Annotated in this window: 26 protein-coding genes and 1 tRNA gene; 21 read left to right on the plus strand and 6 right to left on the minus strand. The window is 64.6% G+C overall.

Annotated features, from left to right (window positions below; translation table 11 throughout):
* The first annotated feature begins 12 nt into the window (after positions 1-12).
* The 5 genes from ACOQOU_RS09360 to ACOQOU_RS09380 all read left to right on the plus strand — a co-directional run bounded on the left by ACOQOU_RS09360 (position 13) and on the right by ACOQOU_RS09380 (position 5,324).
* Positions 13-768, plus strand: a complete 756-nt coding sequence (locus tag ACOQOU_RS09360) for a DeoR/GlpR family DNA-binding transcription regulator (RefSeq protein WP_306026070.1) — start codon at positions 13-15, stop codon at positions 766-768.
* Between the two features lie 64 nt (positions 769-832).
* A complete protein-coding gene (locus ACOQOU_RS09365; RefSeq protein ID WP_109768888.1) occupies positions 833-1,345 on the plus strand; it encodes a TRAP transporter small permease subunit in 513 nt (170 codons plus the stop codon).
* A complete protein-coding gene (locus ACOQOU_RS09370; protein WP_109768889.1) occupies positions 1,342-2,661 on the plus strand; it encodes a TRAP transporter large permease in 1,320 nt (439 codons plus the stop codon). Before ACOQOU_RS09365 ends, ACOQOU_RS09370 begins: the two co-directional genes overlap by 4 nt.
* Positions 2,662-2,705: 44 nt before the next feature.
* Positions 2,706-3,797 carry a TRAP transporter substrate-binding protein DctP gene (gene dctP / locus ACOQOU_RS09375; RefSeq protein ID WP_109768890.1) on the plus strand — a complete coding sequence of 364 codons (1,092 nt, stop codon included), beginning with the start codon at positions 2,706-2,708 and terminating at the stop codon, positions 3,795-3,797.
* Between the two features lie 123 nt (positions 3,798-3,920).
* Entirely contained in the window at positions 3,921-5,324 is a 1,404-nt protein-coding gene (locus ACOQOU_RS09380; protein ID WP_306026069.1) for a hypothetical protein, read from the plus strand.
* A 9-nt stretch (positions 5,325-5,333) separates the two neighbouring features.
* Here the strand turns inward: ACOQOU_RS09380 and ACOQOU_RS09385 are convergent.
* Positions 5,334-5,423: transfer RNA gene (locus ACOQOU_RS09385), tRNA-Ser, on the minus strand.
* Positions 5,424-5,722: 299 nt separating this feature from the next.
* On the opposite strand from ACOQOU_RS09385, the gene ACOQOU_RS09390 reads away from it, so the two are divergent.
* From ACOQOU_RS09390 to ACOQOU_RS09405, 4 genes are all read left to right on the plus strand, one after another.
* Complete coding sequence (locus ACOQOU_RS09390; protein WP_306026068.1) at positions 5,723-6,400, plus strand: 50S ribosomal protein L21; 678 nt, start codon at positions 5,723-5,725, stop codon at positions 6,398-6,400.
* Between the two features lie 125 nt (positions 6,401-6,525).
* On the plus strand, positions 6,526-6,786 hold the full coding sequence (gene rpmA, locus ACOQOU_RS09395) for a 50S ribosomal protein L27 (RefSeq protein ID WP_109768893.1): 261 nt from the start codon (positions 6,526-6,528) through the stop codon (positions 6,784-6,786).
* Positions 6,787-6,887: 101 nt separating this feature from the next.
* The gene (locus ACOQOU_RS09400; protein ID WP_109768894.1) at positions 6,888-7,499 is read left to right on the plus strand and encodes a GNAT family N-acetyltransferase; all 612 of its coding nucleotides are present in this window, start codon (positions 6,888-6,890) and stop codon (positions 7,497-7,499) included.
* Positions 7,500-7,576: 77 nt separating this feature from the next.
* Positions 7,577-8,077, plus strand: a complete 501-nt coding sequence (locus ACOQOU_RS09405; protein WP_196780281.1) for a DUF3833 family protein — start codon at positions 7,577-7,579, stop codon at positions 8,075-8,077.
* Here the strand turns inward: ACOQOU_RS09405 and ACOQOU_RS09410 are convergent.
* Positions 8,067-8,894 carry an endonuclease/exonuclease/phosphatase family protein gene (locus ACOQOU_RS09410; RefSeq protein WP_306026067.1) on the minus strand — a complete coding sequence of 276 codons (828 nt, stop codon included), beginning with the start codon at positions 8,892-8,894 and terminating at the stop codon, positions 8,067-8,069. The genes ACOQOU_RS09405 and ACOQOU_RS09410 overlap by 11 nt on opposite strands.
* A 127-nt stretch (positions 8,895-9,021) precedes the next feature.
* On the opposite strand from ACOQOU_RS09410, the gene obgE reads away from it, so the two are divergent.
* From obgE to ACOQOU_RS09470, 12 genes are all read left to right on the plus strand, one after another.
* The gene (gene obgE, locus ACOQOU_RS09415) at positions 9,022-10,077 is read left to right on the plus strand and encodes a GTPase ObgE (protein ID WP_306026066.1); all 1,056 of its coding nucleotides are present in this window, start codon (positions 9,022-9,024) and stop codon (positions 10,075-10,077) included.
* A 3-nt stretch (positions 10,078-10,080) separates the two neighbouring features.
* The gene (gene proB, locus ACOQOU_RS09420) at positions 10,081-11,202 is read left to right on the plus strand and encodes a glutamate 5-kinase (protein WP_306026065.1); all 1,122 of its coding nucleotides are present in this window, start codon (positions 10,081-10,083) and stop codon (positions 11,200-11,202) included.
* 62 nt (positions 11,203-11,264) lie between these two features.
* On the plus strand, positions 11,265-12,551 hold the full coding sequence (locus tag ACOQOU_RS09425) for a glutamate-5-semialdehyde dehydrogenase (protein WP_109768898.1): 1,287 nt from the start codon (positions 11,265-11,267) through the stop codon (positions 12,549-12,551).
* 47 nt (positions 12,552-12,598) lie between these two features.
* Positions 12,599-13,231, plus strand: coding sequence for a nicotinate-nucleotide adenylyltransferase (locus ACOQOU_RS09430; RefSeq protein WP_375566348.1), 633 nt, complete (start codon positions 12,599-12,601; stop codon positions 13,229-13,231).
* A 105-nt stretch (positions 13,232-13,336) separates the two neighbouring features.
* Positions 13,337-13,750: a ribosome silencing factor gene (rsfS, locus tag ACOQOU_RS09435; protein ID WP_109768907.1), complete on the plus strand. Its 414-nt coding sequence runs from the start codon at positions 13,337-13,339 to the stop codon at positions 13,748-13,750.
* Positions 13,751-13,788: 38 nt separating this feature from the next.
* Complete coding sequence (gene rlmH, locus ACOQOU_RS09440; protein ID WP_306026064.1) at positions 13,789-14,274, plus strand: 23S rRNA (pseudouridine(1915)-N(3))-methyltransferase RlmH; 486 nt, start codon at positions 13,789-13,791, stop codon at positions 14,272-14,274.
* A gap of 90 nt (positions 14,275-14,364) precedes the next feature.
* Entirely contained in the window at positions 14,365-14,778 is a 414-nt protein-coding gene (locus ACOQOU_RS09445) for a VOC family protein (RefSeq protein WP_306026063.1), read from the plus strand.
* A complete protein-coding gene (locus tag ACOQOU_RS09450) occupies positions 14,775-16,268 on the plus strand; it encodes a murein hydrolase activator EnvC family protein (protein ID WP_306026062.1) in 1,494 nt (497 codons plus the stop codon). The genes ACOQOU_RS09445 and ACOQOU_RS09450 overlap by 4 nt, the downstream gene beginning before the upstream one ends.
* A 5-nt stretch (positions 16,269-16,273) precedes the next feature.
* A complete protein-coding gene (locus ACOQOU_RS09455) occupies positions 16,274-17,602 on the plus strand; it encodes a S41 family peptidase (protein WP_120222687.1) in 1,329 nt (442 codons plus the stop codon).
* 115 nt (positions 17,603-17,717) lie between these two features.
* The gene (locus ACOQOU_RS09460) at positions 17,718-18,950 is read left to right on the plus strand and encodes a divergent polysaccharide deacetylase family protein (RefSeq protein ID WP_306026061.1); all 1,233 of its coding nucleotides are present in this window, start codon (positions 17,718-17,720) and stop codon (positions 18,948-18,950) included.
* A gap of 3 nt (positions 18,951-18,953) precedes the next feature.
* Positions 18,954-19,487: an RNA pyrophosphohydrolase gene (locus tag ACOQOU_RS09465; protein ID WP_109768965.1), complete on the plus strand. Its 534-nt coding sequence runs from the start codon at positions 18,954-18,956 to the stop codon at positions 19,485-19,487.
* Between the two features lie 73 nt (positions 19,488-19,560).
* Complete coding sequence (locus tag ACOQOU_RS09470) at positions 19,561-20,064, plus strand: GNAT family N-acetyltransferase (RefSeq protein ID WP_306026060.1); 504 nt, start codon at positions 19,561-19,563, stop codon at positions 20,062-20,064.
* A 57-nt stretch (positions 20,065-20,121) separates the two neighbouring features.
* On the opposite strand, the gene ACOQOU_RS09475 is transcribed toward ACOQOU_RS09470, so the two are convergent.
* The 4 genes from ACOQOU_RS09475 to ACOQOU_RS09490 are packed head-to-tail and all read right to left on the minus strand — an operon-like array spanning position 20,122 to position 23,119.
* Complete coding sequence (locus tag ACOQOU_RS09475) at positions 20,122-20,529, minus strand: F0F1 ATP synthase subunit epsilon (protein WP_109768919.1); 408 nt, start codon at positions 20,527-20,529, stop codon at positions 20,122-20,124.
* Positions 20,530-20,532: 3 nt separating this feature from the next.
* On the minus strand, positions 20,533-20,721 hold the full coding sequence (locus ACOQOU_RS09480; protein WP_306026059.1) for a hypothetical protein: 189 nt from the start codon (positions 20,719-20,721) through the stop codon (positions 20,533-20,535).
* Positions 20,722-20,777: 56 nt separating this feature from the next.
* A complete protein-coding gene (gene atpD / locus ACOQOU_RS09485) occupies positions 20,778-22,226 on the minus strand; it encodes a F0F1 ATP synthase subunit beta (RefSeq protein ID WP_306026058.1) in 1,449 nt (482 codons plus the stop codon).
* A 17-nt stretch (positions 22,227-22,243) separates the two neighbouring features.
* Complete coding sequence (locus ACOQOU_RS09490) at positions 22,244-23,119, minus strand: F0F1 ATP synthase subunit gamma (protein ID WP_109768922.1); 876 nt, start codon at positions 23,117-23,119, stop codon at positions 22,244-22,246.
* Positions 23,120-23,138: the final 19 nt, after the last annotated feature.

The raw sequence follows: 23,138 nt of genomic DNA on the forward strand, positions 1-23,138 counted from the left end.
AGGGAGTCTGCGGTGAAGCTCAAGAAACGCCATGGAGACATAGTCGATGCCGTCAACCGCCATGGCCGCGTGGGCGTTGAGCAGCTCGCCACGCGGTTCGGCGTATCGGCCGAGACGATACGGCGCGATCTCACCTTCCTGAACGATGCCGGGCGGCTTCAGAAGGTGCATGGCGGCGCCAAGCGGGCGCGTCTTTTCACCGAGGCATCCTTCGAGGACCGGATGGGCGAGGATGCGGGCGCCAAGCTGCTGATCGCCCGCAAGGTCACCGACATTATCGGACCCGGCGACACGATCTTCATCGACACCGGCTCGACGACGCTCGCTTGCGCGGCGGCCCTGGCCGAAACAGCGCCGCTCACCGTGATCACCAATTCGGTCCATATCGCGCAGACGTTCGACAAGGCGCGCAACGGTTCGTCGGTCTTTCTCGTCGGCGGCGAATTCGGCAGCGGCAACGACCAGACGCTCGGAACCATGGCCGTCGAGCAGATCGGCGGCTTCCAGGCCGACTATGCGATCCTGACCGTTGCGGCGATCAACGCCGAGACGGGCGCGATGGACGCCAGCTTCCACGAGGCACAGATCGCGCGTGCCATGCGGCGCAATGCGCGCGACACCATCATCGTGGCGACGGCGGCCAAGGCCGGGCGGTCGGCCGCCTATCGCCTCTGCCGGCTCGACGAGATCGACATGCTGGTTACCGATCGCGCACCAGATGGTGCCTTTGCGAAAGCCCTTGCAACCGCGCGCGTCGAGGTGAGATGATCGCCTTTTCCGACCTTTTCGCCGCGGGGACCTTGTTGACGATGACCACGAACGGGCAGCGGCCATGCCGGCAGTGATCAAGGCCTATGTGCGCTGGGTCGATCGCATGTCCGACTTCGTCGGCATCGTCGCCATGTATCTGATCTTTCTGATGATTGGCATTCTGCTGATCGATGCGATCTGGAACAATGTCATCGGTTTCCCGATCCACTGGGGCATCGAGGCGACCCAGTTCACGCTCGCCGCCTATTACTTCATGGGCGGCGCCATGACGCTCAAGAACGACAGCCATGTCCGGATGGATCTGTTCTATGACCGCCTTTCCGAGCGCGGCAAGGCCAAGCTCAATCTGATCACCATGATCTGCCTTCTGTTCTATCTCGGCGTCATGCTGTTCGGCTCGATCTCTAGCTTGCAATACGCCATCGAGACCGGCGAGCGACGGTTCTCGATGTGGAACCCCTCGATGATCCCGATCAAGGCGCTGATGGTCGGCTGCATCGTCCTGATGATGCTGCAGACGATCTCGCTTGTCTTCAAACACATCGCCACGCTGCGCCGGGTCGAACTGTCATGAGTTATGAACTGATCGCCATCTTGATGTTCTCATCGATGATGGTGCTGCTGCTGACCGGCCAGCGCGTGTTCGCAGCCATCGGTTTCGTGGCGGCCGGCGCGGCGTTGCTGTTGTACGGCAATGGCGGTATCGAGATGCCGTTCAGCCAGGCGTTCAAGCTGTTCAACTGGTTCCCGATGCTGACGCTGCCCCTGTTCATCTACATGGGCTACATCCTTGCCGAATCCGGCATCGCCGAAGATCTCTACAAGATGCTGCATGTCTGGTTCGGCCGGTTCCGCGGCGGGCTCGCCATCGGCACCATCGTCCTGATGGTGATCATATCGGCGATGAACGGCCTGTCGGTCGCGGGCATGGCGATCGGCGCGACCATCGCGCTGCCGGAGATGATCAGGCGCGGCTACGACAAGGTGCTCATCACCGGCGTCATACAGGGCGGCTCGTCGCTCGGCATTCTGGTTCCGCCCAGCGTGGTGATGGTGCTCTACGGCATGATCGCGCGCGAACCGGTCAGCGCGCTGTGGCTTGCCGGCATCATTCCGGGCCTTCTGATGGCGACCATGTTCGGCATCTACATCGCGGTGCGCTGCCGCATCAATCCCGAGCTTGCGCCGATCGTCTCCGATGAAGAGCTGGACATGCCGATTGGCGAAAAGCTCAAGCTGCTGCGTGCGGGTATCATCCCGTTCCTGATCTTCTTTGCGATGACCGGCCTGTTCGTCACCGGCTACACCAGCCTTGTCGAGAGTGCTGCGGTCGGCGCAACGGCAGCGACCCTGGCGGCGCTCTTCAAGCGGCGATTGTCGTTCCACGTCCTGCATGAAACGGCGCGCAAGACGCTGGCCGTGTCCTGCATGTTCCTTTGGCTGATACTCGCCGCGCTGGCGTTCGGGGCCGTGTTTGACGGAATCGGCGCTGTCAACGCGATCGAGTCGCTGTTCGTCACCCGCTGGGAGCTGGAGCCGTGGCAGGTGATCGTGATGATGCAGCTCAGCTTCATCGTGATGGGCATGTTCCTGGACGACACGGCGATGCTGGTGATCGTCGCGCCGCTCTACATCCCCCTGGTCGACAGCCTTGGCTTCGATCTCGTCTGGTTCGGCGTTCTGTACACCATGACCTGCCAGATCGCCTACATCACACCGCCCTTCGGCTACAATCTGTTCCTGATGCGATCGCTGGCGCCGCCCGAGATCAGCCTCGTCGACATCTACCGGTCGATCTGGCCGTTCGTCTTGATGATGGCGACGACAATCGCGCTTGTGATGATCTTCCCGCAACTGGCGCTTTGGCTGCCGCAGACGGTGCGGGGATAGCGTTCAAGCGGTTCACCCGAGTTCAACTAGAGGAGACGAAGACCATGACCAAACCCAAGAAAAGCCCGTCCACCTCGGAGACGATTCTCGCCAGTCGCCGAACGTTTCTGCGAAAGGCAGGACTTGGCGGCGCCGCCGTTGCCGGGTCAGCGCTCGCCGCGCCGGCCGTGCTCGCACAGAACGGCCCGATCAAGTGGCGCCTGCAGACATACTCCGGCGCGCCGTTGGGCGCCCATGTGATCAAGCCGCAGATCGACGCGTTCAACGCGGCGGCCAATGGCGAAATGGAAATCGAGCTCTACTATGCCGACCAGCTGGTGCCGACCGGCGAGTTGTTCCGGGCGATGCAGAACGGCACCATCGACGCGGTCCAGTCCGACGAGGCGACGATGGCCTCGCCTGTCGATATCTCCGTGTTCGGCGGCTATTTCCCCTTCGCCACCCGCTACAGCCTCGATGTGCCGTCGCTGTTCCGGTACTACGGGCTTCAGGAGATCTGGGAAGAAGCCTATTCGGAAGTCGACAACGTCACCTGGCTTTCGGCCGGCGCCTGGGATCCGCTTCATATCTTCACCAAGGACCCGATCCGCTCGCTCGCCGACATGCGCGGCAAGCGCGTCTTCGGTGTTCCGACCGCCGGCCGGTTCCTGTCGCGCTATGGCCTGATCCCGGTCACCGTGCCTTGGGACGACGTCGAGGTCGCGCTGCAAACGGGCGAACTGGACGGTGTGGCATGGTGCGGGTTCACCGAAGCCTATGAGGTGGGCTGGGCCGATATCTGCAACTATGCGCTGACCAATTCGGTGACCGGCGCCTGGTTCGGTTCCTATTTCGCCAACACCGAAAGCTGGAACAAGGTGCCCCCGCATCTGCAGGAGTTGTTCCGCATCACCATCGACCAGTCACACTATTACCGCGCCGTCTGGTACTGGGGCGGCGAGGCCAAGCTGCGCGTCGAAGGCGAGAAGATGGAACTGACCTCCATTCCCGCCGACGAATGGGCGCAGGTCGTCTCCGACGCCGCCGGGTTCTGGGACGAGATCGCCGCATCGTCCGACCGGGCGGGCCGCGTTGTCGAGGCCTTCAAGACCTATTCCGACACGATGGAAAAGGCCGGTTATCCCTACCGGACCTGACACGATTGCGGGCGCCCCGCCAAGGGGCGCCCGTCCCGACCGCCGTCCAATTGCAATTCGGCATTTTCTTGCGGCCTGAGGCCGGCGGCCTCCGGGCATCGGAGAAGGGTCCGGCTCGTCCCGGTGCAGTACCGCCATGCCGAAGTCATGTCGCGGATGACCCGCTGCGCTCGGACATCAGGGCGCAGCGGTCTCGCCGGCGCCGCGCTCGATGGCGATGTCACCTTCACGGTCCAGCAGGGCGACGGTTCGTTCATCACCACTTCCGCCGCCTTCGGCGTTGCGCGCGTCGAGGCGGGGACCCTACGCAACTCCGGTCCCCAGGGTCTGCGTCTGGATGCCGGCATCATCGACGCGTCGGTCGACGGCGGCGCCATGCATCTGCTGAACCTGCGGGCCGGCGTCGTCGCCAGCCTTGCGAACGGCGGGGGCGGCACGATCGATCTCGTAACGGCCGGCGATCTGACCCTGGCCGGCGCGGTGACCAGCGATGGCGGGAACGTCGTGCTGACCGCTGTCGGCAGCATTGCCGCTTTCCCGGGGGCGACGATTCCCGTGACGGCTGAGCGGCTGTTCCTGACCGCGCTCGGTGCCGGAATCGGTGCCCCGGGCGCGCCGCTGCCGCTGGGAACCGCGGGAATCGGCAGCCTGAGGGCGATCGCGACGGGATCTGTGATCATAGACAGCCCTGACGCCGGGTTCGACGCGGACGGTGTGGCCACGGGCACCGGTCCCGTCGCCCTGCGCTCGACCGGTTCGGTGCGTGTACAGCGTCTGCTGTCCCCGGACCCGGTGCGGATCGACGGCCCGGCGGGCGTCATCGTGCTGGAGCAGTGGTCGATCGGGTTCGTGCCGACGCGGCCAGCCGGTATCGACGACCTTTTGGCGACCGCCGCCACGATTGCGCTCACGGGCGTCTTCTTCGCGGCGTCAGGCGCAGCCATTGTCGGCGGGTCGCGCGCCATTGCCGACCGCGCCGAGGCCGTTGAAGTCCCTGCGCCGGCGCCGCGGATCACGGTGCCGGTGATGACGGTCGAGCGTCAGAACGGTTTCGAGGTCGATCGGCGCTTTGCGGGCCAGGTCGAGGCCACCCAGGAAACGGGCATTGCTTTCGAGACCGGCGGAACGGTCACCGAGATCCTGGTGGATGAGTGCGATTCCGTTGCCGCGGGCGAAGTCCTTGCCCGACTGGATACACGCCTGCTGATTGCGGAGCGGAACCGGTTGCTCGCGTCCCGCCGGGCGCTCGACGCCCAGCGTGAACTGGCGCGCCGGAAATCAACGCGTTCAACCGCGTCTCATCCGGAGCCAATCGCAGAGAGAGACCAGGGCAGACGCGAGTGCAGGGCCATTTTTGGGTCGAACACGCACCCGCAATCAGATCAATCAAATTTCAATGCTGCTGGTCATGGGAATGGCGGAGAATCGGGGAGAAACTTCGAATCCGGTCTCCGCAAGTGCACGACCGTGTGCCGGCTGGTCAGGCCGCCCCCCGCGGAGCCAGCGAACCCAGTGAGCTTGGCGTGAGCGAAATAATGGCGGAGAGGGAGGGATTCGAACCCCCGATAGAGTTGCCCCTATACCGCATTTCGAGTGCGGCGCTTTCAACCACTCAGCCACCTCTCCGCAAACGGTGCGCCGGTGTCTAGCGCCGCGACCGCGCGAAAACAAGACGCAAGCGCGCAAAGTTTTCCGCCCCAGCTTGACTTTTCGGCGCCACGCGATCATAGGGAGCGCGATCAGTGGCGCGGGGCAATCCGCGCCGCAACTGTTTGGATGGTCGCCCCTAGGGACGGTCGCCGGACAGCGGTTCAACCGGACAGACTGAACAAGAAGACGGCCGGCGTGCCGTGCTCCAATCCGCCAGGCGCGGAACGGGTCGCAGACAGCGCGCCAGAGCCGGACCGAACACGAAAGGAAAAACGATGTTCGCAGTCATCAAGACCGGTGGCAAGCAGTACCGCGTCGCCGCCGATGATGTGCTCACGCTGGAAAAGCTCGACGGCGACGCCGGCGAGATGGTCCAATTCTCCGACGTTCTGATGGTCGGCAGCGATGCCGACGTGACGATCGGCAGCCCGCTGGTCGATGGCGCGCTGGTGACCGCAGAGGTGGTCACCCAGGGTCGCGGCAGGAAAGTCATCGCCTTCAAGAAGCGCCGGCGTCAGAATTCGCGCCGCAAGAAGGGCCACCGGCAATATCTGACGACGGTGCGGATCTCGGAGATCCTGACCGGCGGTGCCAAGCCGTCCAAGAAGCCGGCTGCAAAGAAAGCGGCGGCACCCAAGGCGGAAGGGGCGAAGGCAGATGCCGCGCCGGCCGCGAAAGCGCCCAAGGCCGAGGCAAAAGCTGCCGAGGCGCCCAAGGCCGTTGCGCCCGAAGGCCCGCTTTTTGCGGCGCCCAAAGGCAAGGCCGACAAGCTGACCGACATCAAGGGCATCGGCCCGGTTGCCGAAAAGCAGCTCAACGAGCAGGGCATCACGACCTTCGCGCAGATCGCCGCGCTGACCGCGGCCGATATCGAGAAGATCGACGAATACATGCCGTTCAGCGCAGCGCAGATCGAAGACTGGCAGGCGCAGGCGAAAGAACGGGTCAAGTAAAACCGTGATCGTGAGGGTGCGCTGCACAACAGCTTCACCCTTGATCGACTCGCCGGAAATGCCCATAAGAAGGCGATGCCCGGCACGGACGATTTGAAGGCCGTACGCGGCAGGAGAACAAAACCATGGCACACAAGAAAGCTGGCGGCTCGTCGCGTAACGGCCGCGATTCGGAATCCAAACGCCTTGGCGTCAAGAAGTTCGGCGGTGAAGCTGTCATTGCCGGCAACATCATCGTGCGCCAGCGCGGCACCAAATGGCACCCGGGCACCAATGTCGGCATGGGCAAGGACCATACGCTTTTCGCCCTCACCGAAGGCGCCGTCGAGTTCCGCAAGAAAGCCAATGGCCGCACCTATGTATCGGTGATGGCGGCCGCCGACTGACCGGGTTCACTGACACCCGGCGTTCCAGCACCCGGGCGTACAGCGTTTGCAAGGGGAGTTGGGACATAAACCAGCTCCCCTTTTCGATTCGGACCAGGGCGATGATCAATACGCTAAACGAACAGGACTACAGCCACCGCGAGCAACGTCAGGCGTTTTCGCTGAACACGCCCGTGCTGACGACGGAGCGGCTGGTCCTGCGCATGCCGGTGCACGACGATGCGGACGAACTGGCGGTGATCGCCAACAGCCGCGAAATCGCCGAAATGACCGCGCGCATGCCGCACCCCTATACGCGGGCCGATGCGGCCAACTACATTCGGGCCGTCCATGAGGGCCGCGTCGAAGGCTATGTCTATGCGGTGACCATCGCCGACACCGGCCGCCTGGTCGGGATGTGCGCGGTGACCAACAGGCCGCCCAGCGGCGATCTGGAGGTCGGCTACTGGATCGGACGGGCCTGGTGGGGCAAGGGCTATGCGTCCGAGGCCGCAAGCGCGGTGGTCGACCTGGCGTTTCGCGTCACCGGCGCCAATGTGATCTATGCCGGCTCGCGCACCGTCAATCCGCGCTCGCGCCAGGTTCTGGTCAAGCAGGGATTCGAACTGATGGGGCTGGACGAAATCGACACCGTCGCCGCCGGACGCGTCGCCATCGAGCGCTATCGCCTGACCCGCGAAAACTGGCTGGCGGGCAAGGCCCGCGACGGCTGACCGGCGTCGCTTGGGAATGTGGCATTGATCCGCCACCGGGCGCCGCGCGTAAGCGTTTGAAAACCCCGAAGGTGATCATGTCCGTTCTTCGTGCAGCCCTTGCTTCGCTTTTCCTTCTTCTGCCCCTGTCGTCCGCTCTGGCGAACGATCTGCGCCTCGAAGAGTTTTTTGCCGGCCGCACCACGGCGACCGGCACCTTCACCACAATCACCGGCTTTGAGCGCAGCTTCACGCTGACCCTGCACGGGCAATGGGACGGACGGACGCTCACCCTGCGTGAGGACTTCGTCTACGACGATGGCGAAACCGACACCAAGACGTGGCGGTTCACGCAGGTTGGCTGGAACACATACACCGGAACCCGTGAGGATGTGATCGGCGAGACGCTGGTTTCGGTGATCAACAACCGCGCCTTCTTCAACTATCGCGTCGATCTCGATCCGGGGCCGGCCGAGAATCTGGTCCGCTTCTACGACACGCTGACGCTGAGCGAGGACGGCCGCACGCTGGTCAACACCGCCAATGTCTTCAAGGGGCCGCTTCCGGTGGCCCGCGCCAAGGTGACGTTCAAGCGCTGATCTCGATCCAGACCGGCATGTGGTCGGACCCTTCCGCATCGCGATCGATCTTGACGTTGGAGATGCGGGATGCAAGCGCCGTGTTGCAGAACGCGTAGTCGAGCCGCGACCGTTCTGTTTTTTCGACCGCGTGGGGCGTGCGCCAAGTCCAGCCCTGATCCGCGGTGGTTGCATCGATGATCGCTTCGCCATCCAGCATCAGCCGGTATTCGTCGCTCGACGGCTCGAAATTGAAGTCCCCCATCAGCAGAAAATCGCCCTTGTCGTCGATCTCCTCCACGCCGAACGAACGGCCACCGCTGATCGCCCCGCCCGTCGTCGGAAAATCGAGCGCGATCGACTTGAGCGCGCGCACCTGCGCCATCCGTTCCCGCGGATCGATATGATCGAGATGAATACTGTAAACGCGCAGCAGTCCGGACGGCGTGAAAATCTGCGCTTCAAGCGCGCCGCGCTGCAGGTTCAGCGTGTCCTTCCGCCACGTCCGCGGCAGAAGATGGCCCCTGACGGTGACAAGCGGCCAGCGCGACAGGATCATGTTGCCGAACTGGAAGCGGCGATTGACGGCACGCCCCTCGGCCAGCGCGCTGCCCATATCGAGGTCGCCGGCCGGGTGGAAACAGCTGAAATGTTCGGGCAAGGCGTCCGAAAGCGCCGCTGGCATGTCCACGCCGCCATTCTTGATATAGCCGCGCGTCACCTCCTGCAGGCAGATGATATCGGCATCGCGCACCGCATCGACGATACGATCCGGATCGAAACGGTCGTCCAGTCCGAAACCATACTGGATGTTGTAGCTCACCGCCCGCACCGTCATTTGGGCCAACCTTTCGACATTATCACTCGCATGTGCGCAGGCGATGGGCTAAACACTGCGCTCCGTATCAGATGGACGACAGCGCGCCCACGGTGGCGACCGTTAGCGCGGCCAACGTAACAGTTCGATGAAATTTCTCGACCAAGCCAAAGTTTTCATCCGATCGGGCGATGGTGGTGCCGGCGCCGTGTCGTTCCGGCGCGAGAAATACATCGAGTTCGGCGGTCCGGATGGCGGCGATGGCGGGCGCGGCGGCGATGTCTGGATCGAGGCCGTCGATGGGCTGAACACGCTGATCGACTATCGCTACAAGCAGCATTTCAAGGCCAAGACCGGCGCCCATGGCATGGGGCGCAACCGGACCGGCGGCGGCGGCGATGACATCGTGCTCAAGGTGCCCGCCGGCACCCAGGTCTTCGAAGAGGACAATGAAACGCTGATCTGCGATCTGGTCGAGGTCGGCGACCGCCATCTTCTCGCCCGCGGCGGCAATGGCGGCTTCGGCAATTCGCATTTCAGATCGTCGACCAATCAGGCGCCGCGCCGCGCCAATCCGGGCCTTGAAGGGCAGGAGCGCTGGATTTGGCTGCGCCTCAAGCTGATCGCCGATGCGGGCATTGTGGGCTTGCCCAACGCCGGCAAATCCACGTTCCTCGCCTCTGTCACCGCGGCCAAGCCGAAGATCGCCGACTATCCCTTCACCACGCTGCACCCCAATCTCGGCGTCGTGCGGATCGACGCGCGCGAATTCGTCATGGCCGACATTCCCGGGCTGATCGAGGGCGCGCATGCGGGCGCCGGCATCGGCGACCGGTTCCTCGGCCATGTCGAACGCACCCGGGTGCTGCTGCATCTGGTGTCGGCGCGCGAAGACGATGTGGCGGCCGCTTACCGGACGGTCCGCGAAGAGCTTGATGCCTACGGCCACGGCCTTTCCGACAAGCCGGAGATCGTCGCCCTGTCCCAGATCGATCTGGCGGACGAGGAGATGCGCGCCGAGAAAATGGCCGCGCTCGAACATGCCAGCGGCACGGCCGTGCTCGGCGTCTCGTCGGCGACGCGCGATGGCGTCGAACCGTTGCTGCGGGCACTGATGGCGGTCATCGAGGCGGCGCGAGCCGAGCACGCGCGCGACGCGGACGATCAGAGAGAACCCTGGCAGCCGCTCGCCGGAGACGGTTGAACCATGACCGCCGATCTCTCCCGTTACCGCCGCATCACCGTCAAGATCGGCTCGGCCCTTCTGGTCGACCGGGTCGACGGTCTGCGCACTGCCTGGCTCGACAGCCTTGCCGACGATCTGGCTGCCCTCGCCGGCAATGGCCACGAGGTGCTGGTCGTGTCTTCCGGCGCCATCGCGTTGGGGCGGACAATCCTCAAACTGCCGGCCGGGCCCCTCAAGCTCGAGGAAACCCAGGCCGCCGCTGCCACCGGGCAGATTGCGCTCGCCCATGCGTGGAACGCCGCGCTTGGCCGTCATGCCATCACCACGGGACAGGTTCTGGTGACGCTCGACGACACCGAGACCCGCCGCCGCTACCTCAACGCTCGCGCCACCATCGGCGCGCTTTTGAAGTTCGGCGCAATCCCGGTCATCAACGAGAACGACACGGTGGCGACCAGCGAGATCCGCTATGGCGACAATGACCGGCTCGCCGCCCGCGTTGCCGTGATGATGAATGCCGATCTTCTGGTTCTGCTGTCCGATGTCGACGGGCTCTACACTGCGCCTCCGGCGCACGACCCGGACGCCACCCACATCGCGCACGTCGCAGCCGTGACGCCGGAGATCGAGGCAATGGCCGGCGAATCGGCGTCTGAAACGGCGCGCGGCGGCATGCGTACCAAGATCGAGGCCGCGCGCATCGCGACGACGGCGGGCACCGCGATGGTGATCACGCGTGGCACGGTCGACCATCCGCTGCGGCAACTCGAACAGGGGAGCCGGGCGACCTGGTTCGCCGCATCGAGCGCACCCGTGTCAGCCTGGAAGGGCTGGATCGCCGGCAAGCTTGAACCGCGCGGAACGCTCACCGTCGACGCCGGCGCCGTCAGAGCGCTCAAGCAGGGCAAGTCTCTGCTGCCAGCGGGCGTCAAGCGCGTCGATGGCGATTTTTCGCGCGGTGACACGGTCGCGATCCTGGTCGACACGGGGGGCGAAGTGGCGCGCGGCCTTGCCGCCTATGATGCCCACGAAGCGCGCCTTGTCGCCGGGCGCAAGACGCCGGAAATCGAAGCCATACTGGGCCACCCGCCGCGTGCCGCCATGGTGCACCGCGACGATCTGGTGATGGGCGCGGCCGGCTGACGGCCACATTGCCCTTGCCGGGCGCGGCATGTAAAAGACCGCGTGCAGACGAGGACAACGCCATGCTGACGCGCGCGGACAATGCCAACATCGATATTCCGGCCCTGATGGCCGACATGGGTGCACGGGCGAAAGCGGCATCCGCGCCATTGGCATTTGCGACACCGGAGCAGAAGAACGCCGCGCTTCATGCGATGGCCGACGCGATCGTGGCTTCGGAAGACGCGATCCTGTCCGCCAACGAGATCGACATGGAAGCGGGCCGCGCCTCCGGTCTGGCGGGCGCGTTTCTGGACCGGCTCCAGCTCGATCCCGATCGCGTCAAGGCGATGGCCGACGGCATCCGCGCCATCGCCGAACTGGACGATCCGGTCGGCTCGATCATCGCACAATGGGACCGGCCCAGCGGCCTGCACATCGAACGGGTGCGCACGCCGCTCGGCGTGATCGGCGTGATCTATGAAAGCCGGCCCAACGTGACCGCCGATGCCGGCGCGTTGTGCCTGAAGGCTGGCAATGCGGTGATCCTGCGCGGCGGCTCGGATTCGGTCAATTCCTCACGCGCCATCCATGCCTGCCTGCTCGACGGCCTGCAGGCGGCGGACCTGCCCGCCGATGCGATCCAGCTCGTGCCGGTCACCGATCGCAAAGCAGTCGGTGAAATGCTCAAGGGTCTGGGCGGCACGGTGGACGTGATCGTTCCGCGCGGCGGACGCAGCCTGGTCGAACGGGTTCAAACCGACGCGCGCGTGCCGGTCTTCGCTCATCTCGAAGGGCTGTGCCACGTCTATGTGGATGCTTCGGCCGATATCCACATGGCCTGCGATCTGGTGGTCAACTCGAAGATGCGCCGCACCGGCATTTGCGGCGCCGCCGAAACGCTTCTGGTCGACCGGGCCGCCGCTCCGGCCATGCTGACGCCGATCCTCGATGCGCTCGACGCGGCGGGCTGTTCGGTTCGCGGCGACAAGGACGTCGTCGCGGCATGGCCCAAGGCCACGCCGGCAACCGAAACCGACTGGACGACGGAATATCTCGACACGATCATCTCCGTCGCCCTTGTCGACGGTGTCGGCGGGGCGATCGATCATATCGGCCGCTATTCCTCCAATCACACCGAGGCGATCGTCGCCGAGGATCGGGCTGCGGTCGATCGCTTCATGACAGAGATCGATTCGGCGATCCTTTTGCACAATGCATCGACCCAGTTCGCCGACGGCGGCGAGTTCGGGATGGGCGCCGAGATCGGCATTGCCACCGGCAAGATGCATGCGCGCGGACCGGTCGGCGTCGAGCAACTGACCTCCTTCAAGTACCTTGTGCGCGGCAGCGGCCAGATCCGGCCATAACCGCCCGCCCGCCAGCCCTGGCCGGGCCAGAGGGGACCCCGACAGCCATGATGTTCGACCATGCCGGCGTCAGCCGCCCGCATCTGCGGATGCCGCATGTGGAGCCGGGGATGAGCGTCGGGCTGTTCGGTGGCTCGTTCAACCCGCCCCATGACGGACATCTTCTGGTCGCCGAGCTGGCACTGCGGCGGATCGGGCTCGACCAGCTCTGGTGGATGGTCACGCCGGGCAATCCGCTCAAGGAGAATGCCGGGTTGCCGGCGCTCAGAACGCGTGTCGCCTGGTCCGAGGCGATCAATGACGATCCGCGCGTCAAGGTCACCGCATTCGAGGCGCGCTACAATGTCCACTACACCGCCCAGACGCTGGCGCTGGTCAAGGCGCTCAATCCGGGCGTGCGCTTCGTCTGGATCATGGGTGCGGACAATCTGGCGACGTTCCACCACTGGCAGGACTGGCGCACCATAGCGATGACCTTCCCGATCGCCGTGATCGACCGGCCCGGTTCGACGCTTTCCTTCCTGTCGTCGGTGATGGCCAAGGCCTTCTGGCAAGCGCGGATCGACGAAGGCGATGCGGCCCTTCTGCCGCGGCTCGACCCGCCCGCATGGACCTTCCTGCACGGCCCGCGATCGCCGCTTTCCTCGACGGCCATCCGTGCGGGCCGGACCGAGGGTTAACGGGCGGTAAACCAACTTGTCTTGAAACTGTCAGGTGCCCGTGACTATTTTACGGGTGTGGGCAGCGAATCGCCCGCCTGTTCCGTGTTCATTGAAAGGAAGCTCTTGAGAACACAGACCCTGAAGAAGGCTCAAAACCGGCCTTCGCCATCTGATCCACACGGCCGCGCCGTTGCGGAGCAGATCCTGCAAACCGTCCTGGCCAGTCTCGACGATTCGAAGGCCGAGGACATCGTCTCGCTCGACATCCAAGGCAAATCCGCCCTCGCGGACCACATGGTCATTGCGTCAGGCCGGTCGCACCGTCACGTCAGTGCGGTGGCCGATCATTTGCTGCGGGCGCTCAAGGACAGCGGTTTCGGTACATCCAAGGTCGAGGGCCTGTCTTCCGCCGACTGGGTGCTGATCGATACCGGCGATGTCATCGTTCACATATTCCGTCCCGAAGTGCGCGAGTTCTATGCGCTCGAGAAGATGTGGGCGGAAGACAAACAGACGGACGCGGACACGCTGCACTAGGCAGCGCTGACCGATCGTCCGCACCGGACCTGATCGTCATGCAGTTGACCGTGTTTGCCGTCGGCCGCATGAAAAGCGGGCCCGAGCGCGAGCTGACCGGCCGCTATCTCGGCCGGCTGGAGAAGGCTGGACCGGCTGTCGGCCTGACATTTGCCGGCGTCACGGAGATCGCCGAAAGCCGCGCCAGTGACACCGACCGACGCAAGGCCGATGAAGGCGCCCACTGCCTGTCGCTTGCCGAAGACCGGACAACCGCGCTGGTTGCGTTCGACGAAGGCGGCAAGACACTCTCGTCAGACGAATTTGCCCGCTGGATCGCACGCCAGCGCGACGATGGCCGCAAGCGCGCCCTGTTTGCGATCGGCGGCCCGGACGGCCATGCGCCATCCGTTCTTGAAAGGGCCGATCTGGCGGTTTCGCTCGGCCGGATGACCTGGCCGCACCAGATCGCCCGCATTCTGGCTGCCGAACAGCTCTACCGCGCTGTGTCGATCCTCGCCGGCCATCCCTATCATCGCCAGTGATGCGGGCGGGCACCCGATTCCCTTCCGGCCGGAACCGGGTTAGGTTTGCCGGCGTGATTTGCAGGCTCTGCAGCCAGGAGGTGGCAGCCGATGGCCGACGACTTTCCAGCACCAGGCATGGCACTGACGCACATTCTGGTCGTCAGCGACATCGATGCCGCCCGCACGTTCTATCGCGATGTTCTTGGCGCATCCATCGAACGCGAATATGGCGGAACGTCCATTGTCCTGCGATTCCTTGAAAGCTGGCTGCTGCTGGTCACCGGCGGCGGGCCGACCGACGACAAGCCCGACACGGCGATGGAAACGCCCGCCGAACCGAACCGGGTCAGCCATGCCATGACCATCCGGGTGCCCGACTGCCAGGCCGCCTATGCGACGCTCAAGGCGCGCGGCGCCATCTTCCTGACTCCGCCGGTCGATCGGGGCGCGGAGGTGCGCTGCTTCTTCCGCGACCCCGACGGTCACCTTTTCGAGATCAGCGAGGCGGTCGGAAAGGCGTGACGCGGCACAGGGCATCAGTTGCCGGCCGCAGTAGCACCGCACGAGGCCGGCCCTTTCCCGGTCTGGCCGGTCTGCTCCTGATCGGCGTCCTGGCGTTTTCGGGGTCTGTCCACGCGCAGCCGGCCGGCGAGGCCGACAGCGATACGGTCACCGCCGACATGGAGCAGCGGCTGGGCCGGTCGGTCGGCGAACTCGATCGCATCCTGCAGGAACGCGGCGTCTCCGAGGAGCGGGCGGCGGAACTGGCGCGCGAGATCGAGACGATCCGCACCGACCGCGCGGCGATCACCACGGCTCTGATCGCGGCGGCGAAGACCGAGCGCAAGCTGGGTCTCGACATCATCGCGCTCGAGAACCGGCTCGAAGCCCTGCGGCAAAGCACCGACGACATCCGGGCCAGCCTGTGGGAACGCCGCGCGCTTCTGGCCGAGGTTCTCGCGGCATTGCAGCGCATGGGGCTCAACCCCCCGCCGGCAATCCTTGTAAAGCCCGATGACGCGCTGTCCTCCGTGCGCAGCGCCATCCTGCTCGGTGCGGTGGTTCCCGAAATGCGCACCGAAACCGCAAGGCTGGTCTCCGATCTCGAGGAACTGGGCCAGTTGACGGCGACGATCGCCGACGAACGCGCACGCCTTGAAACCGCGCGCGGCCAACAGGCCGAGGAAAAGGCGAGGCTGACGGTTCTGGTCGAGGAAAAGCGGGCCCTTGAACAGCAAACGGCCCAGACGCTCGCCGCCGAATACGAGCGGCTGACGGCGCTGGCCGCCCAGGCCGAGGACCTGCAATCGCTGATCATGTCGCTGGAAGCCGACATCGAGGCGGCACGGGCCGCCGCCGAGCGCGCCCGGATCGAGGCCGAGCGCGCCGAACGGGAAGCCCGGCAGGCACGGCTCGACGCGGAGCGCGAAGCCCGTGAAAGCGAAGAACGTATCGCCCGCGAGCGGCTTGAGGCCGCGCGGCAGGCCGAGGAAGCGGCACGCGAACGGCTGGAAGCCAGCCGCCAACGCGCCGAGGAGCTGGCCGCCCGGCAGACGCGGATCGCGCCTTTGACGCCGTTTGCGCAGTTGACCGGCCAATTGGAGCGTCCCGTGGCAGGCCGCACAATCACCGCATTTGGTGACGATGACGGTTTGGGCAGCATCGCCCGCGGCGACACGATGCAGACCAGCTCTAACGCAATCGTGACCGCGCCGGCCGATGGCTGGGTGCTTTATGCGGGACCGTTTCGCGCATATGGTAATCTATTGATACTGGACGCGGGCAACGGGTATCATATGGTATTGGCAGGCATGGACCGGATCGAAGTGTCGAAAGGCCAGTTCGTCGCCGGTGGCGAGCCGGTCGGGATCATGGGCTCGATCCGTCTCGCGGGCGTAACCGCCGCCGCCACTGAAAACGACAGTCCGACGCTCTATGTTGAGTTCAGGAAAGATGGCAGACCGGTCGATCCCGCGCGATGGTGGGAACGCGCCGGCACAGGAAGGACATGACGCAGATGTTTAGAAGAGCGAGCCTTTTGTTCGCCGGTGCCCTTGTCGGCGCGGCGACGACGCTGCTGGTCGCCGGCCAGCCGATGATGAGCGCCAACGCCGCGGGCAGCGAAACCTATCGCCAGCTTGCCATCTTCGGCGACATCTTCGAGCGGGTCCGCGCCAACTATGTCGAGGAACCGCAGGAGAAAGAGCTGATCGAGAATGCCATCAACGGCATGCTGACATCGCTCGATCCGCATTCGTCCTTCCTCAATGCCGACGATGCGGCGGACATGCGCACCCAGACGCGCGGCGAGTTCGGTGGCCTGGGCATCGAGGTCACGATGGAAGACGAACTGGTCAAGGTGATCACGCCGATGTACGGCACGCCGGCCGAGGCGGCCGGCGTTCTGGCCGGCGATTTCATTTCCGCGATCGACGGCGAGGAAGTGCGCGGGCTCACCCTTCAGGAAGCGGTCGAAAAGATGCGCGGCCCGGTCAACACGCCAATCGAGCTGACGATCCTGCGCGAAGGGGCCGACGCGCCGCTCGAGATCACCATCATTCGCGACATCATCAAACTGCAGGCGGTCAAGTTCCGCGCCGAGGGCGATGTGGGCTATATGCGGGTCATCTCCTTCACCGAACAGACCTATGACGATCTGCGCGACGGCATCGAGCAGCTTGTCGAGGAAATCGGCGAGGACGAGATGAAGGGCCTGGTTCTGGACCTGCGGCTCAACCCGGGCGGTCTTCTCGATCAGGCGATCAACATTTCCGATGCGTTTCTCGAAAAGGGCCTTATCGTGTCGACGCGGGGACGCGACGATCGCGACAGCCGGCGCTTTTCGGCGCGCGGCGGCGACCTGATCGATGGCAAGCCGATCGTCGTCCTGATCAATGGCGGCTCCGCATCGGCTTCCGAGATCGTGGCCGGCGCGCTGCAGGACCACCGCAGGGCGACCGTTGTCGGCACCCAGTCCTTCGGCAAGGGTTCGGTGCAGACCATCATCCCGCTCGGCGAAGCCGGTGCGCTGCGCCTGACGACGGCGCTCTACTACACGCCGGCCGGAACCTCCATTCAGGGCAAGGGCATCACGCCCGATATCGAGGTCGGCCAGACCCTGCCCGAGGAGCTGCAGGACCGCGAAGACGAACTGGCGCGCGGCGAATCGGACCTGCGCGGCCATATTCAGGGCGAAGAGGAAGATGAGAGCGGCTCGGGCTCGGTCGCCTATGTGCCCCAGGACGCCGAGGAGGACGACCAGTTGCAATATGCGCTGTCGCTGCTGCGCGGCGAGGAAGCCCATGCGGCGTTTCCGGCCGATCCGACGACGGCGCTGCCCAACTGACGCCGCCCGTCGGGCCGGACATTGCCAAACGGCCGGCGAACAATAGACTGGAAGGCCACCGTTCCGCGGTGGCCTTTTTGATTCGTTTCCCGTCTTCCCGCTCCGGGACCGTTCGATGACCGACCTTCACGCGCCACTCGGCCGCGACAGACCCCGACAGAAAGCAAAGGATCGCGCGTCCAGGGCACCGCGTGGCAGCCGTTTCGGCCTTGTTGCTGCCTCCCTGCTCGTCGCGCTGATGGTCGCCGGCAACATCGCCGTCATCGCCGCAACCGACAGGGCGCCGCAGACAGCCCTTGTGACCTTGCCGGGGCCGACCGCCGCCAGCGCGCCCGACACCCAGACGGTGACGGGCGCTGTGGCAATGCAGCAGACCGGACAAACGGGCAATACCGACGTGCAGATCGTCTATGGCGACGGGCAGGGCAATGACGGCACGCCCGAATTGCCGCTGCCCACCTTCGACGACGATGGCGCCAGCGTGTCGCCGGGCGGGCCGAAGATCATAACGGTGCGCGATCCGGCGGCGGCCAATGTCGGCCAACCCCTTCGCATCGCGCACCTGCCCGAAGATGCCGCGCTCGAGGACACCGACTTCGGCCCGCTGCCCGTGCGAACCGATACCGGCCGCCGGCCGATGGACATCTATGCACGGCCATGGGCCGGCGATCAGGGCAAGCGGATCGCCATCGTGATCGGCGGCCTTGGCCTGTCGCAGACGGGCAGCCATCGTGCGATCGAGAGCCTGCCGCCCGAGATCACGCTCGCCTTCGCGCCGACGGGCAATTCGCTCGGCCGCTGGATGCGCGAAGCGCGCAAGAAGGGCCATGAACTTCTCGTCCAGGTGCCGATGGAGCCGTTCGGCTATCCCGAGATCAATCCCGGGCCGCGCACGCTGCGTCTGGCGTCATCGGCGGAAACCAACCTCGAGAACCTGCATTGGGCGCTGGGGCGGCTGACCAACTATACAGGCGTGATGAACTATATGGGCGCGCGCTTTGCCGGCAACGAAACCGCGATGGCGCCGGTGCTGGGCGACCTGTCCTACCGTGGACTGCTGTTCTTCAATGACGGAACCGCCGGCGGCGCGGAACTCGCTTCGGCCGCGGCGCGAAAAGGTGTTCCCTATCTTCAGGCCGATATCGTCATCGACGCGTCACGCAGCCGTGACGATATCGAAAAGCGGCTGAAAGCGCTCGAGGAGCTGGCCACGGCGCGCGGCTATGCCGCCGGCAGCGGCTCGGCGCTCGAACTGACCGTGTCGACGGTTGCCGACTGGGCGAACGACGCCAAGAAGCGCGGCTTCCAGATCGTCGGCGTTGCCGCTCTCGCCAACCGGAGACAGTGATTGATGGCGACCAGAACCCAACCCGTCGCGGCCGACGATCTTCCCTATCGGCCATGCGCCGGTCTGCTCGTCCTCAACCGTCAGGGCCTGGTGTGGGTCGGCCGCCGGATGAAGGAAGGCAACACCGAATATTCCGGGTCGCCGCTTCTGTGGCAGTTGCCGCAGGGCGGCATCGACAAGGGCGAGGATCCGCTGCCGGCCGCAAGGCGCGAGCTCTACGAGGAAACCGGTATGCACTCGGTCGAACTGATCGAGCGTGCACCGCGTACCATTCGCTACGACCTGCCCGCGCACATGATCGGCATCGGTCTGAAGGGCAAGTATCGCGGCCAGGAGTTGCACTGGTTCGCGTTCCGCTTCACGGGCGATGAGAGCGAAATCCGCATCAATCCCCCGCCCGACGGCCACGACCCGGAGTTCGATGCGTGGAAATGGGTGGAGATGGAAACGTTGCCCGACTCGATCGTCGACTTCAAGCGCGACGCCTATCGGCAGGTGGTCGCGATGTTCGCCCATCTGGCCGGCCAGGCCGGTTGACGGCGGTTCGGCCCAACCCATGCTTCTGGCGGCTTAGCTTGATTGTCACACGGGCGCGCTACATGATGGCGCCATGATCATCAACAAGACGGTCTTCCGCCCGTCCGCCCCCGAGGACCATATCGCCGTTCGCGCCATCCACCGCAGGGCGTTCAGCCGCGACGCGGAGGCCGATCTCGCCATCGCGCTGATCGAAGGTGAGACCGAGACGATCGATCTGGTGGCAAAGCTCGATGCGATGGTTGTCGGACACGTGGTGCTGTCCAAGCTGGACGGACCCGATGGCGCGCTCGGCCTTGGTCCTTTGGCCGTCGATCCGGAATGGCGCGATTTTCAGATCGGCACCGAACTGGTGCGCCGCGCCCTGGAAATGGCCCGGCGGGAGGGCTGGAAAAGCGCTTTCGTCCTTGGCGATCCGGTCTATTACGGCCGCTTCGGTTTCAAGCGCTCCTTGGCCGAACCGGTGACATGTGCCTTTCAGGGGCCGTTTTTGCAGGCACTTGAGCTCGCGCCGGGCGGTCTTGATGGCTATGCCGGTCCGGTCGCCTATCCCGATGCGTTCCGCGCCGTGCAGTGACACAACGAAAAAGGCGGCCCGAAGACCGCCTTTCAAGAACTCCAATTGACCGAACGGTCAGGCCGGAAGAACGGCGCCCTGAAGCGTGGTCAACTGATCGAGATAGGCCTGTGCCTTGGTGCGCGTTTCGTCATCCTTGGCATCGGACACATCTTCGCGCGCATCTTGTATGCGCTGATCGAGATCGCCGCGGTCGATATCGGCAACACGCACCGCCGATTCGGCAAGCAGCGTACAGGTCTCCGGCGTCACATCGACAAAGCCGCCAAAGACGACATATTTCTCCGTGGAACCGCCGGTCTCGGTGACCTCGGCCACGCCCGGCTGCAGCGTAGACATGGTGGGCGCGTGATTGGCCAGTACCGTGAAATAGCCGTCGGCACCCGGCACCACCACCTGGGAAACCTCGGTGGAAACCAGCAATTGCTCGGGCGAAACCAGTTCGAAATTGAAACCGTCGGCCATCTTTTACTCAATCTCTTTGGTCAGCGAGCCCAGAACGCCAAGCGCAGCGCCGATCAACGCACCGCCGAAAATGTTCATCGGCACCGGATTGTTCGGGATGATGCCGATGAATTCGTCAAGCGAGTTCGGCCCGATCAGGAATCCGATCAATGCGCCGGCAAACGCGAGCTGCGCAATCAGGTTGAAATTCATCTCTCGGCCCTCCCAGGCGCCGCCCGTATGCCGGGCGGCCCGCTATCATTGTGCCATCAAGCGGCTTCGGCCGCCAGCTTTTGTGCCTTTTCCACCGCTTCGTCGATCGTGCCGACCATGTAGAAGGCGGCTTCCGGCAGATGATCGTATTCGCCTTCGACAAGGCCCTTGAAGCCCTTGATCGTGTCGGCGAGGTCGACCAGCTTGCCCGGCGAACCGGTGAAGACTTCGGCGACGAAGAAGGGTTGCGACAGGAAGCGCTCGACCTTGCGGGCGCGAGCGACGGTCAGCTTGTCCTCTTCGGACAGTTCGTCCATGCCCAGGATCGCGATGATGTCCTGCAGCGACTTGTAACGCTGAAGCGTTTCCTGCACTGCGCGGGCCACACGATAATGCTCCTCGCCGACGATCATCGGATCAAGCATGCGCGAGGTGGAATCGAGCGGGTCCACGGCGGGGTAGATGCCCTTTTCCGAGATGGCGCGGTTGAGCACGGTCGTCGCGTCAAGGTGGGCAAACGAGGTGGCCGGCGCCGGGTCGGTCAGATCGTCGGCCGGCACATAGATGGCCTGCACCGAGGTGATCGACCCCTTGGTCGTGGTCGTGATGCGCTCCTGGAGGGCACCCATGTCGGTGGCCAGCGTCGGCTGATAGCCCACCGCCGAGGGAATGCGGCCCAGAAGCGCCGAAACTTCCGAACCCGCCTGCGTAAAGCGGAAGATATTGTCGACGAAGAACAGAACGTCCTGGCCCTCGTCACGAAAATATTCGGCGATCGTCAGACCGGTCAGGCCGACGCGCGCGCGCGCGCCGGGCGGTTCGTTCATCTGGCCGAAGACGAGCGCGGCCTTCGAGCCCTCGCCGCCGCCTTCCTTGTTGACGCCCGATTCGATGAATTCGTGATAAAGGTCGTTGCCCTCGCGCGTGCGTTCGCCGACACCGGCAAACACCGAATAGCCGCCATGGGCCTTTGCGACGTTGTTGATCAGTTCCTGGATCAGAACGGTCTTGCCGACGCCGGCGCCGCCGAACAGGCCGATCTTTCCGCCCTTGGCGTAAGGCGCCAGAAGATCGAGGACCTTGATGCCGGTGACGAGGATTTCGGCTTCGGTCGACTGGTCGACATATTCAGGTGCCGGCTGGTGAATGCCGCGCACTTCCTCACCCTCGACTTTACCGGCCTCATCGATCGGTTCGCCGACCACATTGATGATGCGTCCCAGGAGCTGCGGGCCGACCGGAACCGTGATCGGCGACCCGGTGTCGTTGACCGCCTGGCCGCGCACCAGGCCCTCGGTGGAGTCCATGGCGATGCAGCGCACAATGCTCTCGCCAAGATGCTGCGCCACTTCGAGCACCAGCCGCTGGCCCAGATTCTCCGTCTCGAGCGCGTTCAGGATCGGCGGCAACTCGCCGTCGAACTTCACGTCAACGACCGCGCCGATCACCTGTTCGATCTTGCCGGCCGCGCCCTTGGCGGCCTTCGTCTTGGCTGCTTTTGCCATCGTCTCGACCCTTCTTTCTAGAGCGCTTCGGCGCCCGAAATAATCTCAATGAGTTCCTTGGTGATCTGCGCTTGGCGCTGGCGGTTGTAGCTCAGCGTCAACTTGTCGATCATCTCGCCCGCATTGCGGGTCGCATTGTCCATCGCGCTCATCCGCGCGCCCTGCTCGGAAGCCGCGTTTTCCAGAAGCGCCCGGAAAATCTGAACCGAAATGTTGCGCGGCACCAGATCGTCCAGAATCGCGCCGGCATCGGGCTCATATTCATATATGGACCCGTTGTCTTCGTCGGCGGACGTCGTTTCGTCGGCCGCCGGAATCAGCTGCTGGCCGGTCGGGATCTGGCTGATCACCGACTTGAATTCCGAGTAATAGAGCGTGCAGACGTCGAACGCGCCCTCTTCGAAAAGCGCGATCACCTTCTTGCCGATCGCATCGGCATCGCTGAAGGCCAGATGCTTGACCTCGCGCAGGTCTATCCGGTCGATGATAAGCGACGCGAAATCCCGCTTGAGGATATCGAAGCCCTTCTTGCCGACGCACAGGATCTTGATGTCCTTGCCCTCGCCCTGAAGCCGGCGCGCATCTTCGCGCACCTTCTTGGCGATCGACGAGTTGAAGCCGCCGCACAGACCGCGTTCTGCCGTGCAGCAGACCAGAAGGTGGGTGTCGTCCTTGCCGGTCCCGGCCATCAGGCGCGGCGCGTCATCGCCATCGACGGATGCGGCGAGATTGGCCAGAACGGCGCCCATGCGCTGCGAATAGGGACGCGCGGCCTCGGCCGCTTCCTGCGCGCGGCGCAGCTTTGCCGCGGCGACCATCTGCATCGCCTTGGTGATCTTCTGCGTCGCCTTGACGGAGGAGATCCGGTTGCGGAGATCCTTCAATGAAGGCATCGGTCAAACCCTTTGCGCA

It is taken from the genome of Oceaniradius stylonematis (assembly GCF_965223445.1).
In the GTDB taxonomy this organism is placed as follows: domain Bacteria; phylum Pseudomonadota; class Alphaproteobacteria; order Rhizobiales; family Rhizobiaceae; genus Roseitalea; species Roseitalea stylonematis.

Coding starts and splice junctions, on each gene's coding strand:
- ACOQOU_RS09470 (WP_306026060.1), top strand. CDS start 19,561: ATGATCATCAACAAGACGGTCTTCCGCCCGTCCGCCCCCGAGGACCAT.
- ACOQOU_RS09460 (WP_306026061.1), top strand. CDS start 17,718: ATGACCGACCTTCACGCGCCACTCGGCCGCGACAGACCCCGACAGAAA.
- dctP (WP_109768890.1), top strand. CDS start 2,706: ATGACCAAACCCAAGAAAAGCCCGTCCACCTCGGAGACGATTCTCGCC.
- ACOQOU_RS09480 (WP_306026059.1), bottom strand. CDS start 20,721: ATGAATTTCAACCTGATTGCGCAGCTCGCGTTTGCCGGCGCATTGATC.
- ACOQOU_RS09465 (WP_109768965.1), top strand. CDS start 18,954: ATGGCGACCAGAACCCAACCCGTCGCGGCCGACGATCTTCCCTATCGG.
- ACOQOU_RS09490 (WP_109768922.1), bottom strand. CDS start 23,119: ATGCCTTCATTGAAGGATCTCCGCAACCGGATCTCCTCCGTCAAGGCG.
- ACOQOU_RS09445 (WP_306026063.1), top strand. CDS start 14,365: ATGGCCGACGACTTTCCAGCACCAGGCATGGCACTGACGCACATTCTG.
- obgE (WP_306026066.1), top strand. CDS start 9,022: ATGAAATTTCTCGACCAAGCCAAAGTTTTCATCCGATCGGGCGATGGT.
- ACOQOU_RS09475 (WP_109768919.1), bottom strand. CDS start 20,529: ATGGCCGACGGTTTCAATTTCGAACTGGTTTCGCCCGAGCAATTGCTG.
- ACOQOU_RS09430 (WP_375566348.1), top strand. CDS start 12,599: ATGATGTTCGACCATGCCGGCGTCAGCCGCCCGCATCTGCGGATGCCG.
- ACOQOU_RS09425 (WP_109768898.1), top strand. CDS start 11,265: ATGCTGACGCGCGCGGACAATGCCAACATCGATATTCCGGCCCTGATG.
- ACOQOU_RS09410 (WP_306026067.1), bottom strand. CDS start 8,894: ATGACGGTGCGGGCGGTGAGCTACAACATCCAGTATGGTTTCGGACTG.
- rlmH (WP_306026064.1), top strand. CDS start 13,789: ATGCAGTTGACCGTGTTTGCCGTCGGCCGCATGAAAAGCGGGCCCGAG.
- ACOQOU_RS09390 (WP_306026068.1), top strand. CDS start 5,723: ATGTTCGCAGTCATCAAGACCGGTGGCAAGCAGTACCGCGTCGCCGCC.
- ACOQOU_RS09370 (WP_109768889.1), top strand. CDS start 1,342: ATGAGTTATGAACTGATCGCCATCTTGATGTTCTCATCGATGATGGTG.
- ACOQOU_RS09405 (WP_196780281.1), top strand. CDS start 7,577: ATGTCCGTTCTTCGTGCAGCCCTTGCTTCGCTTTTCCTTCTTCTGCCC.
- proB (WP_306026065.1), top strand. CDS start 10,081: ATGACCGCCGATCTCTCCCGTTACCGCCGCATCACCGTCAAGATCGGC.
- atpD (WP_306026058.1), bottom strand. CDS start 22,226: ATGGCAAAAGCAGCCAAGACGAAGGCCGCCAAGGGCGCGGCCGGCAAG.
- ACOQOU_RS09455 (WP_120222687.1), top strand. CDS start 16,274: ATGTTTAGAAGAGCGAGCCTTTTGTTCGCCGGTGCCCTTGTCGGCGCG.
- ACOQOU_RS09400 (WP_109768894.1), top strand. CDS start 6,888: ATGATCAATACGCTAAACGAACAGGACTACAGCCACCGCGAGCAACGT.
- ACOQOU_RS09365 (WP_109768888.1), top strand. CDS start 833: ATGCCGGCAGTGATCAAGGCCTATGTGCGCTGGGTCGATCGCATGTCC.
- rpmA (WP_109768893.1), top strand. CDS start 6,526: ATGGCACACAAGAAAGCTGGCGGCTCGTCGCGTAACGGCCGCGATTCG.